The organism is Xenorhabdus sp. IM139775 (genome assembly GCF_028598745.1).
GTDB lineage: Bacteria > Pseudomonadota > Gammaproteobacteria > Enterobacterales > Enterobacteriaceae > Xenorhabdus.
Map to the genome: position 1 here is coordinate 17,517 of NZ_JAQRFK010000039.1, position 13,219 is coordinate 30,735.

At 49.5% G+C, this 13,219-nt stretch carries 14 protein-coding genes and 1 CRISPR repeat array; of the genes, 4 read left to right on the forward strand and 10 right to left on the reverse strand.

Annotated elements, in window-relative coordinates:
- The first annotated feature begins 1 nt into the window (after window position 1).
- The 4 genes from PSI17_RS09885 to PSI17_RS09900 all read left to right on the forward strand — a co-directional run bounded on the left by PSI17_RS09885 (window position 2) and on the right by PSI17_RS09900 (window position 3,220).
- Window positions 2–913 (forward strand): fumarylacetoacetate hydrolase family protein, encoded by a 912-nt coding sequence (locus tag PSI17_RS09885; RefSeq protein ID WP_273551834.1) that lies wholly within the window; start codon window positions 2–4, stop codon window positions 911–913.
- Window positions 914–931: 18 nt separating this feature from the next.
- Complete coding sequence (locus PSI17_RS09890; protein WP_273551835.1) at window positions 932–1,915, forward strand: carbon-nitrogen hydrolase family protein; 984 nt, start codon at window positions 932–934, stop codon at window positions 1,913–1,915.
- A complete protein-coding gene (locus PSI17_RS09895) occupies window positions 1,912–2,667 on the forward strand; it encodes a maleate cis-trans isomerase family protein (protein WP_273551836.1) in 756 nt (251 codons plus the stop codon). Before PSI17_RS09890 ends, PSI17_RS09895 begins: the two co-directional genes overlap by 4 nt.
- 91 nt (window positions 2,668–2,758) lie before the next feature.
- Entirely contained in the window at window positions 2,759–3,220 is a 462-nt protein-coding gene (locus PSI17_RS09900) for a MarR family winged helix-turn-helix transcriptional regulator (RefSeq protein WP_273551837.1), read from the forward strand.
- 68 nt (window positions 3,221–3,288) lie between these two features.
- Here the strand turns inward: PSI17_RS09900 and PSI17_RS09905 are convergent, their stop codons facing one another.
- From PSI17_RS09905 to casA, 10 genes are all read right to left on the reverse strand, one after another.
- A complete protein-coding gene (locus tag PSI17_RS09905) occupies window positions 3,289–4,383 on the reverse strand; it encodes a DUF4056 domain-containing protein (protein ID WP_273551848.1) in 1,095 nt (364 codons plus the stop codon).
- A 35-nt stretch (window positions 4,384–4,418) separates the two neighbouring features.
- A complete protein-coding gene (locus PSI17_RS09910) occupies window positions 4,419–5,570 on the reverse strand; it encodes a BamA/TamA family outer membrane protein (protein ID WP_273551838.1) in 1,152 nt (383 codons plus the stop codon).
- Entirely contained in the window at window positions 5,570–6,562 is a 993-nt protein-coding gene (locus tag PSI17_RS09915; protein ID WP_273551839.1) for a hypothetical protein, read from the reverse strand. The genes PSI17_RS09910 and PSI17_RS09915 overlap by 1 nt, the downstream gene beginning before the upstream one ends.
- A 327-nt stretch (window positions 6,563–6,889) precedes the next feature.
- A CRISPR array of direct repeats spans window positions 6,890–7,894; the repeat unit is 29 nt; unit sequence CGGTTTATCCCCGTAGGTACGGGGAACTC.
- Window positions 7,895–7,977: 83 nt separating this feature from the next.
- Complete coding sequence (gene cas2e / locus PSI17_RS09920) at window positions 7,978–8,271, reverse strand: type I-E CRISPR-associated endoribonuclease Cas2e (protein ID WP_273551840.1); 294 nt, start codon at window positions 8,269–8,271, stop codon at window positions 7,978–7,980.
- The gene (cas1e, locus tag PSI17_RS09925) at window positions 8,272–9,192 is read right to left on the reverse strand and encodes a type I-E CRISPR-associated endonuclease Cas1e (RefSeq protein WP_273551841.1); all 921 of its coding nucleotides are present in this window, start codon (window positions 9,190–9,192) and stop codon (window positions 8,272–8,274) included. It lies immediately after the preceding gene.
- Window positions 9,192–9,884 (reverse strand): type I-E CRISPR-associated protein Cas6/Cse3/CasE, encoded by a 693-nt coding sequence (gene cas6e, locus PSI17_RS09930; protein ID WP_273551842.1) that lies wholly within the window; start codon window positions 9,882–9,884, stop codon window positions 9,192–9,194. The genes cas1e and cas6e overlap by 1 nt, the downstream gene beginning before the upstream one ends.
- Window positions 9,871–10,638 (reverse strand): type I-E CRISPR-associated protein Cas5/CasD, encoded by a 768-nt coding sequence (gene cas5e, locus PSI17_RS09935; RefSeq protein ID WP_273551843.1) that lies wholly within the window; start codon window positions 10,636–10,638, stop codon window positions 9,871–9,873. The genes cas6e and cas5e overlap by 14 nt, the downstream gene beginning before the upstream one ends.
- A gap of 13 nt (window positions 10,639–10,651) precedes the next feature.
- Window positions 10,652–11,689 carry a type I-E CRISPR-associated protein Cas7/Cse4/CasC gene (gene cas7e, locus PSI17_RS09940; protein WP_273551844.1) on the reverse strand — a complete coding sequence of 346 codons (1,038 nt, stop codon included), beginning with the start codon at window positions 11,687–11,689 and terminating at the stop codon, window positions 10,652–10,654.
- Window positions 11,690–11,740: 51 nt separating this feature from the next.
- Complete coding sequence (casB, locus tag PSI17_RS09945) at window positions 11,741–12,334, reverse strand: type I-E CRISPR-associated protein Cse2/CasB (RefSeq protein WP_273551845.1); 594 nt, start codon at window positions 12,332–12,334, stop codon at window positions 11,741–11,743.
- Window positions 12,327–13,219, reverse strand: an 893-nt coding sequence (gene casA, locus PSI17_RS09950; protein ID WP_273551846.1) for a type I-E CRISPR-associated protein Cse1/CasA, incomplete at its 5' end; no start/stop codon positions are given. The genes casA and casB, both read right to left, overlap by 8 nt.

A 13,219-nucleotide genomic window follows, 5' to 3' on the forward strand; every position in this document is an offset into this window, starting at 1 on the left:
GATGCGTTTAATCACTTACCGTTCAGAAGTAACGGCTGCCGCGCGGTTAGGGGCGATTGTCAATCATCACGTCGTAGACTTGGCAAAGCTGGCGGCTTATGCAGGGAGTCAATTGCCGGATAACATGCTGGAGTTTATTGATCTGGGGCCTTTGGCGGTGAGCAGCACAACCGCGCTGTTAGCCTCGTTCAACGGATTGTGGCCGGCGGGCGTTTCACACCCCTTGCAGAATGTGAAAATTCTTGCCCCAATTCCCCGCCCCCGGAAAAACATCTTTGGCATTGGCCTGAATTATGTCGAACATGTGGCGGAATCCAGCCGCTCTCTGGATACGGCAAAAGATCTGCCAAAAGAACCGGTGATTTTTTCTAAACCGCCAACCACAGTGATTGGCCCCGGTGACGCGATTGAACATAACCGTGAGATCACCCAGCAACTGGATTGGGAAGTGGAACTGGCGGTGATTATCGGCACCCGCGCCAAAGGCGTAGCGGAAGCGGAAGCATTGAAATATGTTTTTGGCTATAGCCTGATGATTGACATGAGCGCCCGTGATTGCCGCCGTGCCGGACAGTGGATCTACTCCAAGGGGCAGGATACTTATGCACCTTTTGGCCCCTGTATTGTCACTGCTGATGAAATTCCCAACCCGCAGGATCTGGCTTTGAGTCTCAAAGTCAATGGGGTGACCAAACAGCATTCCAATACACGTCATATGTTGTTCAACGTCAATACCTTGATTGCTGATATCAGCAAAGGTATCGCGCTGGAGCCGGGGGATATCATTGCCACGGGAACGCCGGAAGGTGTCGGGGCGGGGCGTGATCCACAAGAGTGGCTCTGGCCGGGGGATGTGATTGAAGCGTACCTTGAAAAAGTTGGCGACCTACGTCACTGCGTGATTGCGGTGTAAATAAAACAGGAGCCTGATATGCTGAAACTTCCTAAGTTCAAGGCGGCTGCGGTACAGGCTGCGCCCATCTTTCTGGATACCGGGGCGACGGTTGATCTTGTTTGTCGGCTGATCCAAGAAGCGGCAGACAAAGGAGCCGGTTTGGTGGCCTTTCCTGAAGTCTTTGTGGCGGGATATCCCTATTGGAACTGGGTGATGAACCCGATACAAGGCAGCCCGTGGTTTGAAAAACTGTGCAAGTCGGCCATTGAAATCCCGGGGCCGGAGATCAACAAAATTGCACAGGCTGCGGCACGTCACCACATCAACGTGGTGATTGGGGTCAATGAACGCAGTCCCAATGGCGTGGCAACGCTCTATAACACCTTGGTGACCCTGTCTGATGAAGGGCAGATTTTGGGACGTCACCGCAAGCTGGTGCCGACATGGGCAGAAAAGCTGACATGGGCCAACGGGGATGCGAGTTCGCTAACAGTCCATGATACCCGCATCGGCCCGTTGGGCGTGCTGGCCTGTGGCGAAAATACCAATACATTGGCGCGGTTTTCTCTGTTGGCTCAGGGGGAATTGGTGCATGTTGCCAGTTATATTTCCCTGCCGGTTGCCCCGCCGGATTATGATATGGCGGAGGCGATCCGTTTACGGGCGGCAGCCCACTGCTTTGAAGGCAAAGTTTTTACTATTGTCTCCTGTTCCACGATTTCGCCGGAAATTGTGCAAGCCATGTCAGCCAGCCATCCTGAAGCTGAATCACTGCTGGCACGTTCCAATAGCGCATTTAGCGGCATCATCGGGCCGGATGGTCGGGTGATTGGCAATCCCCTGATTGATAGAGAGGGGATCGTTTATGCGGATATTGACTTGAACCGCTGTATTCAGCCTCGCCAAATGCACGATATCACGGGGCATTACAACCGATTTGATATTTTCGATCTCAGCGTGGATCGCCGCCCGCTGAGTGCGATCCGGTTTACCGATCCCGCACAGGAGGATCAGCCATGAGTGACACGCAGCATTTTCGGGTAGGGCTGATTGTTCCCTCTTCAAATACGACCATGGAAACCGAAATCCCTGCTATCCTGCGTGCCCGTGAAGCGCTGGGTTCTGAACGGTTTACCTTTCATGCCAGCCGGATGCGGATGAAAACGGTCACCAAAGCAGAACTGGCCGCCATGGATGCCGACAGTGATCGCTGTGCCCTTGAACTGTCGGACGCGGCGGTCGATGTGCTGGGATATGCCTGTTTAGTGGCGATTATGAGCATGGGCAAGGGATATCACCGGATCTCTGAAAAGCGCCTCCACCTGCGAACCATGGAAAACGGATACCCGGCACCGGTTGTGACCAGTGCCGGCGCGTTGGTGGATGGGCTACATGCTTTGGGAGCGAAACGGATCTCCATCCTGACGCCCTACATGAAGCCATTGACCCAATTAGTGATTGATTACATTGAACATGAGGGCATTGAAGTGATCGACAGCATTTCGCTGGAGATCTCCGATAACCTTGATGTCGGGCGGCAAGATCCGCTGGCACCGGTGGAAATCACGAAGCGATTGAACAGCAATGTAGACGTGATTGTGGCTTCCGCTTGTGTACAAATGCCTTCTCTGGCGTCAGTCGCGCTGATTGAAGATCGGCTGGGGCTGCCGGTTATCTCCTCATCTGTGGCGACAACCTACATGATATTGAAACAGCTTGGGCTGAGTACATGCGTTCCGCGATTTGGCTCACTGTTATCAGGAAAATATTGACGGGATCGCTATCGTGGCGTGTTTTTCACGGGTGAACCTTTTAAAATCGGAAGTCAAAATACTTCCTGAGATAAAAAGGGTTGTTCAACTTATGCCAGACGCAAAAGTGTTTGTTGACAATTACCTGCCTGCCCTGCTTGGGCAGGCATGGATGCTGGTTTCTTCTGAATTCCACGATATTGTTGAAACGCAAGGGTTATCCGTGCTGGAGTGGCGGGTGTTATCGACGTTGGCGGGAAGCGGTTCGATAGGCATCAGCCTTCTGGCCCAGAAAACGGTCAGTAAACAACCGACCATAACACGCGTTTTGCAGCGTTTGGAGTTACAGGGGTATCTGACGCGTTTTTCCAAGGGTGGCAATGATCGCCGTGTGACATTGGTTCGTTTGACTGAAACCGGGAAAAAACTGGTCAAAGGGTTGCTGGCCGAAGCAGAATCGCATGAAAAAAGTGTGCTGGAGCCATTGGGCAATGGCAAAAGCCAGCTATTGAAAGCGATTTTGCAGGAGCTGATTAAACAGCATACCCCAATCCGAGGGGTATTGGGGGGATAAGATTTTAACGTTGCCGATCAATTCCTTATTCCTCACGGCGCGAGGAATAAGGATATTTCATCATTACTTTATTTAACCAACAACTGCTGTTCATCTTCACGTCGGGCATAGACCGCCAGCCGCTTAAAATCTTTCACCGTCCAGTAGGGGGTTGGAAGCGGGAGATTTTTCATCTCATTGCTGGGGAATAACCGGAATTCAGCCAGCTTATCCAACTCAAAATGCTGGTAATGATCAGGCAGGGACAGGCGCAAGGCCGCTTCCCCTTTACCGAAAGGCATTAACGGGTAGCGGTTGTCCTGAATATCGTAATTCCGGCGCAGTACCAGAAACTTCTCCGGAATGCGTCGATAACTGTTCCACCACACACCATCTACGCTATCAAACATCGCCTTTGTGCCTGATCTGGGATAATCGCCTAGCTCATGCAACGCCATCGGCAAGATCTTACCCATTGCAGCCGAAAACTGTTCCACGGAAGCGGCGTGGCCTTCTGAGATCAGGGTCAGGGTCAAGCGTGCACCCAACAGGTTTGAATAGAGATCTTCCGGGGAAAAAGCCGAAATCCCTTCGGAAAATCCCGGAACCGATTGATAGCCATACCATTGCGCTATTTCATGCCAGACGGCAAGCTGAAAAGCGAGTTTGGCCGCCAGATAAGCACTCAGCGTATAGCGTTCAGCCGGCGCTGGCGGTGGTGTAAACGCAAAAAAGTGGATTTTACGTGCGGCAAGCTCATTATTCAGGGTTAATTCCCACGCTTGACCAAGATGAGCATAGATCTGGCTGAACAGATAGAGCGTATAGTCTGCGGTATCCCTCACGTGGGAGATATCAATAAATCCACCCTTGCGGGTATAGAGCAGACCCTCTTTTTCCTTGCTTACCCCCAACAATGCGGCACTGGCACCGATAACGCTATCATTGTAGTGATGCTCACCCAGTTTTTCGGCTTCGACAATATTGTCGATGGTGTAGAAAGGGACAGCAATATTCCAGAGTTGGGTTTTAAGGTTATAGCCAAAAGCACAGCAGGCCCTTAAACCCTCCGGTGGCGCAATCGGCGGTAATGCGTTCCACTCTTTCAGTGAATGTTCATCGGGATCACTGGCGAGGATCAGTTTGACCGGATCAAGGGATTGGGGCGGATTTTGGCAGGCCATCAGTAAAAAACAGAGGCACAGTGTGACGAATAATCTCAAAACGCTTCCCCAACCTGAAAATAGAATCCGATACTGTCTTTACCGACACCAAAATCTAATCTGACATTCATGCGGGGTTTAAACTCGAAACGATAGCCAACCCCGACAGAAGGAAGCCAATGTTTTGTTCCCAATTGTGAAGGGGAATCTCCCAGTGTACCGGCGCCTATCCAAGCGACCACACCGTGGCGCCAGTCAAGTTTGTGCCGCAATTCTAACTGGGTGGTGAAAATATTATTGTCACGATAACGCCCTTCATAATACCCGCGCATACGCTGGCCATTGCCGAGCAGAGAGAGCTGATTCCACGGTACATCCCCCGCGCTGAAACGGGCATAGTTATCAAAGGCCAGAACGGTTTTGTCAGATAACGGGTGGTAGGTCGAGAACTGAAACTGTGTGGTATAGAAACGGTGATCGCTGCCCAACACCGGGGAAAAATAGGTATAAATGATCTCAAACGTTTGCCCATGCCGGGCATTTGGCAAGAAATCCCGCGTATCATAACTGAAGTAGGCACTGACACCGGAACTGATCACAGAACGGCCGCCAACGGATTGATCAAAATAGCGTTTTGCCCCCACATCGGGATTACTGGCGTTGAGCGAGGAGAAATTCCAGCCTAATCCCATATAGGTGGCATCGGCGACGCGATAGAGCAGGCGGGGACGAATATCAAATTCCTGTGAATAGTACTTCTCTTTATTGCTGTCCTGCTTAGCGGCGCTATAGCCTTTTCCCCAATAGTAAGTGGGCGTGTTATTCAGCGTACCGGAAACGAATAATCGCCATTGGTCGCGGGCAAAAAAGTTATAATTGGTAAAATTCAGGCCAAACGCACCGGTAGATGAGCCAAAGCCACTGAGTCCCAATGAAGAGGTTTGGCTAACAGGGTCTGATCGGTCAGGACGATATAGGCCGACCACGGCAACGCCAATCCCCGCGCCCATTTCCGGGGTGTAGAAAGGACCGGGCAATACGCCCCAGTCAACCTTCTTGTGGGCATCAAAATGATTGCTGCCGCCCAGTTTGTTTAACCAACCATCAATTTTTTGCCGATCAAGCAAGGTATCTGCGTGAGCGGGTAAGACGGTAAACGTCAAGAGGCCGGAAATTACTAGCCTTTTAAATATTGCGAGGCCAAACATTAAAAACGGAACTCACCGGAAATAAAGAAGCTGTTTCTGTTGCCGAAACCGATTTCTGACAAGATATTAAAGTTGCGGGTGAGTTCAATACGAGCACCAAGGGTATTGTTCCATTTATGGGCAAGGTGTTGTTCGACATCGAATTTGATGTCTGTTTCTTTTTTAATCATATCAAACAATGCAAGTTCAGGTGGTAAATTGAGCTTACTAACATCACCTTTAAAGCGCTGAGTAATATCTTGGTACATAGCTCCAACCCAGACTTGAACCTTAGTATTTCCTTGTCCAGCGATTAAAGGTTCAAAAACAAATTCGTAACCAACCCGTGGAGTGATAACTAAGGCACTAATATCGCCATCTAAAATATCCAGATTGGTACGGGTATAGTTAGTATCTAATGTGGCAAAAAATTGGTTATAACCACCAGCAAGGGTGACACCGCCGCCAAATGTTTTTCCTTTAAAGTTCAGTTCAAAAGGAATATCTTCCCAAGCTGGTTCTCCAGGTTCAGAGTTGGGTAGGTAAATGCTATCTAGATTGGTTTTTGAAGTCCCTTTGGTTTTTCCATAAACACCATAGACGTTCATGAAAGGTAACACCCAGGAGTCCAATTTAAGCATATGTGTTTCGCTTTTCTCTCGTGTCTTCCCTGCGTTAATCATTATTTTTTCAAAAAATTTATACTTTGGATTGCTAAATTCGTATTTAATGCTATCTACAACGATATCCTGCCGCAGATTTATATAGCTGTAACTGGCACCAAACGGCTCAGGTAAATCATAGCCTTTTGCTCGTGCGGCATCCCCCCAAATTGGCAAAATACGCGATTCAGATTTAGTTGAGCCAGCCAAGCTGCCATCATTATTGGTTTGCTGAACGCCAGATTCTGTCATGGTGAGTGAGAAAAGTGGACGCTCACTATCTGCATAGCTGTATGAGGTTGCAAGACACAGCGCAGTGGCTAACAATTTGCTGGTGTTAGTTAAGTCCATAAGTAAATTTGATTCCTATTTTTGATATTTAATTGTCTATAAAACAATCAGCTAAGGACGGAAAGTCGCGTAGATTATCATAGGTCTTTTTGACAATCATCAGCGAATGATGCTTGCGGATGGAATGTTGCTCAATTTGGAATATTTGTTTACTTTATCGAAAATAAATGGATTTTTTTCCAGAAATGCCTTGGTAAAGGTAATTAATATAATGATTATTTATCATATTGATTTTTTTAGATTCTTTGAAGTGAGAGAGTCGCTTGGAAAAGTTTTTATTCTTATTGCATACCATCCAGCCACAATAAATTATCACGGCCGATATGTCGGTTTATCCCCGTAGGTACGGGGAACTCGTGAGGTCGCCGGCTGTTTTGATTTGGTTGATCGGTTTATCCCCGTAGGTACGGGGAACTCTCTTTAGTAGTGTAATCATTGATGGTTAATTTCGGTTTATCCCCGTAGGTACGGGGAACTCTCTGGGGTAAAAAGGGCGCAAATACCTATCTTCGGTTTATCCCCGTAGGTACGGGGAACTCTCTATCGACTGCCTCACCTGAATTGCCAAATTCGGTTTATCCCCGTAGGTACGGGGAACTCTTGTGCTGGAAGTTGGAGTGAAGCGGTGGAGCCGGTTTATCCCCGTAGGTACGGGGAACTCCACCTTAACCCACATAGGGTACGACTCAATGACGGTTTATCCCCGTAGGTACGGGGAACTCTCAATCTGTTTTATCGTCAACATGTGGGCATCCGGTTTATCCCCGTAGGTACGGGGAACTCAGATACCTGATCAACTGGCTCGGACGTTACATCGGTTTATCCCCGTAGGTACGGGGAACTCCAATATCTTAATAAACACCCCTCTTGAGGCGGCGGTTTATCCCCGTAGGTACGGGGAACTCCTTTCTCAATCTACGGCCTGCATCTGAGGAATCGGTTTATCCCCGTAGGTACGGGGAACTCTCGCTAGTTCTTCGTTCCTTTTGGTTTCCCAGCGGTTTATCCCCGTAGGTACGGGGAACTCGGCAGGGAATAGCCCCGTTGAGCCGCGAACCGCGGTTTATCCCCGTAGGTACGGGGAACTCCCCATATCCTACCACTAGTATGCCGGACAGGGCGGTTTATCCCCGTAGGTACGGGGAACTCACGCGGGAATGCTAGTGGTTGATTTTTGTTGGCGGTTTATCCCCGTAGGTACGGGGAACTCCTACAGGAACCGCGTGCACGTTATAGACTGGGCGGTTTATCCCCGTAGGTACGGGGAACTCCATCATCATTTATCATGAAGCCGTCTTTTTTTCGGTTTATCCCCGTAGGTACGGGGAACTCTCTAATCATAACCCGTTATTTTAAAACATATTAATTAACTGAAAAAATTCTACCACCCTTAAACCTCTTTTCACTCCGGCAAATTAATCCTCAGAAACGGGCTTAAATTTCACTAAACGAAGACCATCAAAATCTATCGGCTCCCTTCTGTTTTCACCAAAGGTTTGGAAATCAAAGCCAGATTCTGTATTGGTCTGCCATGCCATCACCGCATTCCCTTCTTCGGTCAGTTCTGTAATTTGCTCCCAAATCATCTCCCTGATCTTATGGGAGATATTCCCGACATAAACGCCCGCCCGTATCTCCAGTAACCAAATAGCCAAACGTCCCCGTAAGCGAGGAGGGACGGCTTCGGTGACAACCACGGTCATGCTCATTTATTGGCTCCTGTGTCCGATATCACCGATGGATATCGGTTCAGGAATGGCGGGCGGTTGTGCATCAGCAGGCGGGAGCGGTGGCGAGATTTCACCCGCCGCAAGGATTTCTTCAATTAAAGGGATCAGGCGTTTCAGGATCTTGTCTGTCCTGAATTTTTCCCGACAGGCAATTCTGACTTGCCTGTCAGGGGCAATGCTATTGGTGGCAGCAACCTTAAAAGCAATAGGCACAACGGTATCAAATTTCAAGATATCCGCAATATCATAGACAAATGACAAGGGCTTGCCCGTATGCAGAAAACCGATGGCAGGGGCATAACCCGCCGCCAGAATAGCGGCCTCGGTCACACCATAGAGACACGAGGTTGCGGCACTGATACAGCGGTTGATAAGATCGCCCTTGTCCCAATTCGTATGATCGTAGTTGCGACCTTGCCATTTTACCCCATACTGTTTTGCCAATATCTGATAGATTTTTCTGACGCGTGCGCCTTCTATCCCCCTAAGTTGCTCAACATTGCGTTTTTGCGGTGCCGGTTCGCCAAAACGCAATTCAAACATTTTGCGGACAACTTTGAGCCTTAGATCCTCATCCAGCGCCAGTTTGGCCTGATAAAGCAAGCGATCTGAGCGGGCACCTCCCGGCTGCCCCACTGAATACAATCTGACACCGGCTTCTCCGACCCAAATCAGCAATGTGCCGGTCGTCGAAGCCAGTTTTACCGCAGCATGGCTAATGCGGGTGCCCGGCTCCAGCATAATGCAGGCAATGGAGCCGACGGGAATATGCATGCGTTCACCGTTGACTTCATCGATCACCACAAACGCATTATCTCTGACATCAATACGCCCCATGCCGATAAAGATCATCGAATTCCTGTCCTTGATCGGAATGGGTTTTAACGGAATGAATGCCATCACAAGGCTCTTATCAGCATTAACCCACAACCCAAGGATTTTTCCCGGCCGAATCCTTTACAGTATTGCGCCAGAAAAAGCGCGCTATCTGACAAGGTGAGTACGCCCTGAAAATCCACGCTCGAAAATGACACTTTCTGGCCGGATGCTTTGAAGCTGCGATGTTGGGTATAGCGTTCAACATCTGGCGGGAAATCGAAGCGGATACCCCAACTCGCCAGCCGTTTTTCATCCTGTATCCATGCCTGGGCGGCTTGTGTCATCAATGCTTCAATTTCGCCAGAATCCATGCTGATACCCGTACATTCGGCCTGATGTTTTGCCTGACGTTTGGCATTCATCAAAACATCATGACGCTGCTGTCTGCCCGAATCTTTATCCGTCAGGCAGACCGTCGGATTGACGCGGAGTTTGAAAGCCAGTTTTTGCCCATCATGCAATTGCGGGGCAAAAAGCTTGGTCTGAATCTGGAACTGCGGGGACGGGGCTATCGGTTTGGTGGTGGACAACACCCAAAATTCAGGGCGGCCCCGCAGGGTTTCCTCTTTCCTGAACAGGAAATTCCGCGCTTCCTGTTCGGTAAACAGTTGCCACAGAAGCTGATGGGCGGCATAGACATCATTTTTCACCCATCGTGACGGGCGTTGCGGACGCTGAATCGACGGACGCAAAGTGATTTTAGACAGATACATGGGGTCCCTCCACGGCCGGTGACAGGAGCGATAACTGGTGCATCGTGCGTTGGGTAAACTGCCAGCGGTCGCGTGACAGCGGCTCATCCGAGAGTTGACTGGTTAATACTGTCGTATCCGGAATGTCGATCTCATTTTTATCGCCTTCCCACAAATAGCTCACGACGGCGTAATTTCGCTGCCAAGAGTCGTTGTTTTTCCCGGATCGCGGTAAGGGTGGAAAAGGCGTATCAAGCGCCGCTTTTAATGATGGATATTCGGCCAACTGTGGCGACATCGGAAGCGCCAGCGGGCAGGATTTCCGGCCAAGGCTCAACGTAAAGACCGGTTTTACCAGTGCATCACGTAAGGCAGGCAGTGTGAAGGTCGTCGGTTCGGTCAATGAAATGGCGATAACCCACACGCCATCAGCGAGATAATCCCGTGAAGACAGTACCGTGTTTAATTTAGCTTTATCACTTAACTCACTTTTACGGGTCAGATGCGTCTGTTTTTTCTCTTGCGAGGGCACTTGGGCGGTATGGTAATCCCGTAGCAATAGACCAGAAACAACCTGCTTGATGGCGATTTTGACACTCTGCTGCAACGCCGCAAGCTGTGTCTCATCATCACGCCGGATGCCTAATGCTGCACCCAATAGCCCCAAAATAGCCGAACGGGTGGGATAGGTGCTGGTGGGCCGGCTTTCACCGACCGCTTCCACTCCCCAACTGGCGAGTGCCCCGTATAAGCGAAAGACCAGATAACTCTTCATATTGGCCCCTTTTTTACGCGGTGATGAACTGAACCAACTCAGCAAAACGACCCTCGCCGGTCATGGCATTGATGCGATAGTGTGAATCAGCGCAAGCGCCATAAACGTTATCGAAGTTTTTCCGCTGTTCTTCCAGTTCCTCAATCGCTTTGGTGGCCTGATCTTCATCGTCAATGGGTTTTAAAAATGCGGCGGACAGGGAGCGTGGCTGATATTCGCCTTTTTCCGCCAACACATAACTGGCATAGGCACGGGAGCCGAAGCTGTTTTGTTTGCCGGATGGCGCAATTTTAACAGCCGCTTCGGTCAGGGCGGCGATAGCGCGGTTTGCCAGCGCTTCATTGCCTGCCAGATTTTCGATTAATAACGACTTATTAATGCAGATATAGCTATAGAACAGCGCCGCCGCAAAGCCGGTTTCCCCGATATGCGACGAACCGGTATCGGTTTTGCCATTATTGAGATCGTCTACCGCGGTAAAATAGTCATTTTCCACGGTCACGGCATGGACACTGATCGCATGGGCAACCTGACAGGCCGCTTCAACACTGTAGGCCGGGCTGGATGCCAGCATGCGACCGAACATCGCGATATCTACCGCCATTTTTGCTTTACTCAGCAGGATTAATTCTTCTTTCTTTGCGGCACGGTTTTCTGCGATCAGTGTGTCCACCAGTGCAAAAGTGATTTCTTGTTCGGCCGGGCTGATATGCGCCAACTGTTCAATTTCCAGCGGTTCCTCTTTTTTCTTTTTACCAAAGACTTCCGCAATCTCAGCAGCCCATTCCGCTGCTTGTTTCTCTTTAACGCCGCCATTGAGCAAACGTTGATAAACCTGAAAACCAAAACGCTTGGTACGAAAACCAAGATGGCCGGCAAGGGCTTCCTGAAACAGGTCGGAGATCCGCCAATGGCGTTTCAAACTCTGGGAGCTGATCCTGAGTCGCTCAAACCCGCCCATTTGGGCAGTCTTAGGGCGGCCGAGATCGTCGCGGTTCAGGTTGGCAGGCGGGTAGGAGGTTAACAGGTGGAGTTGGATAAACTGGCTCATTGAAAATTCCTTATAGATAAAAAGTCATGCTGAACGAAAAAGGTTTCAGGGTTATTTCGCGGCTTTGTAGTAATCCATCGCCCATTGCACCGGGAGGCGCTTATTGGCGCGATGTGGCCTTGTCTGGTGGTGCTCTCGCATCCACTGTTCAATATCTTTGACGAGGGATAACACGGAAACCTGACCGTTGAGTTGTTGCAGAATGCGCCGCAAGCGCATGATGAGTTCATCAGGCGTTCTGGCGGCCTGTAATTGGGCAAAACGTTGGGGGCTGACAATTGACTTGTCATTGTCTGCCCTGGTGCCCGCGGCAGTTGCCAGATTGGTGTCGGTATTGGTTTTTACATACACCAACGTCATGGCAATCATCGCCCAAAGTTCCAGGGTTCTCTCTTCAGATTCTTTATGTATTTTTTTGTTTTCATTGGTTATTTCTTCGGGTTCTTTGATCTTTTCTTCCGGTAAACTGAACCAAAGTGCCCGAAAACCCTCGGTAAAGATCACGGCGTTAATTTCCTGACAACGCTTTAACTGCGCCTTATAGACCCTCGGTGCCGGGCGGATATCTTTTTCCTTCAATTCTTCGGGGGATAAAAACATGCTTTCCCACCAGCGCAATAAGCGGCTTTTGCTCAGGTTATTCATTGATAACCGCCTCCTTCTTCTTCTTGGATGATTGGGTTTCGATCTTGTGCTCTGCCATAAATGCCTTGATATCTTTCGAACCCATCAGCCACCGGGTCAGCATTTGCCGCGCCTCGATTTTTTCCAGTAGTTTTTTGGGATCGGTATTTTCTGACAGGACAAATTCGTCAAACAGATCAAAGCAGGTATTTCTGAGTTGGTAGAGCCAGGTTTTGGCTTCCCCTGTGGATAACGAAGAGGCCGCGTGCCGGCTGCTGACAATTTGTTGCACTGCGTTAAAGAAAGCAGCGTGGGTACGTTGATAGAATGCAGTATCAATAAACGACATATCACCTTTTACGTCATTTGGGCGATGGAACCATGCGCTTTTGATTTGCGTGCGGCATTGGGTGAGGGCATAGGCAGAAAGAGATTGCAGGGTTTTGACCCGCCGGAAAATGGCCTCTTTTTTCTCAATCGGCATGAAAAACAACGGCAAAGAAGCGGAATACCAACAACGGGCTTTCATGTTGTCCATGTCGTAACCAAACGCCCATAACCGTAAGAGCGAATGCTGTTTGTCAGCAAAATAATCATTGATCAGATTAAAATGATCGACCACCAGTGCGGCTTCTTGGCCCTCTTTATTTTCGGAAAAAGTCAGGCTATCCCAAATCTTATAGGTAATACCGCCGGGCTGGCCTTTGATGGAAAGATGTTCTTCATGCTCTTTTTTCGGGTTCCAGCGATAGGGGGTTAAAGGGTGCCGCCAACTCCCCGCATAATTGTTGCCATAATTTTGGCTGCGATAGCCCGTCACAGATTGCTGGGTGGGTTGCCCGGTTAATTGGCAAGTGGCGGGTTTATCGGCAATTTCCAGCCGGATGCGCCGTGGCATCGCCCAGT

Excerpts from the sequence above, each read along its gene's own strand:
- PSI17_RS09885 (WP_273551834.1), top strand. The coding sequence starts at position 2 with ATGCGTTTAATCACTTACCGTTCAGAAGTAACGGCTGCCGCGCGGTTA.
- PSI17_RS09900 (WP_273551837.1), top strand. The coding sequence starts at position 2,759 with ATGCCAGACGCAAAAGTGTTTGTTGACAATTACCTGCCTGCCCTGCTT.
- cas5e (WP_273551843.1), bottom strand. The coding sequence starts at position 10,638 with ATGAAGAGTTATCTGGTCTTTCGCTTATACGGGGCACTCGCCAGTTGG.
- PSI17_RS09895 (WP_273551836.1), top strand. The coding sequence starts at position 1,912 with ATGAGTGACACGCAGCATTTTCGGGTAGGGCTGATTGTTCCCTCTTCA.
- PSI17_RS09890 (WP_273551835.1), top strand. The coding sequence starts at position 932 with ATGCTGAAACTTCCTAAGTTCAAGGCGGCTGCGGTACAGGCTGCGCCC.
- PSI17_RS09910 (WP_273551838.1), bottom strand. The coding sequence starts at position 5,570 with ATGTTTGGCCTCGCAATATTTAAAAGGCTAGTAATTTCCGGCCTCTTG.
- cas2e (WP_273551840.1), bottom strand. The coding sequence starts at position 8,271 with ATGAGCATGACCGTGGTTGTCACCGAAGCCGTCCCTCCTCGCTTACGG.
- cas7e (WP_273551844.1), bottom strand. The coding sequence starts at position 11,689 with ATGAGCCAGTTTATCCAACTCCACCTGTTAACCTCCTACCCGCCTGCC.
- cas1e (WP_273551841.1), bottom strand. The coding sequence starts at position 9,192 with ATGGCATTCATTCCGTTAAAACCCATTCCGATCAAGGACAGGAATTCG.
- PSI17_RS09905 (WP_273551848.1), bottom strand. The coding sequence starts at position 4,383 with ATGGCCTGCCAAAATCCGCCCCAATCCCTTGATCCGGTCAAACTGATC.
- cas6e (WP_273551842.1), bottom strand. The coding sequence starts at position 9,884 with ATGTATCTGTCTAAAATCACTTTGCGTCCGTCGATTCAGCGTCCGCAA.
- casB (WP_273551845.1), bottom strand. The coding sequence starts at position 12,334 with ATGAATAACCTGAGCAAAAGCCGCTTATTGCGCTGGTGGGAAAGCATG.
- PSI17_RS09915 (WP_273551839.1), bottom strand. The coding sequence starts at position 6,562 with ATGGACTTAACTAACACCAGCAAATTGTTAGCCACTGCGCTGTGTCTT.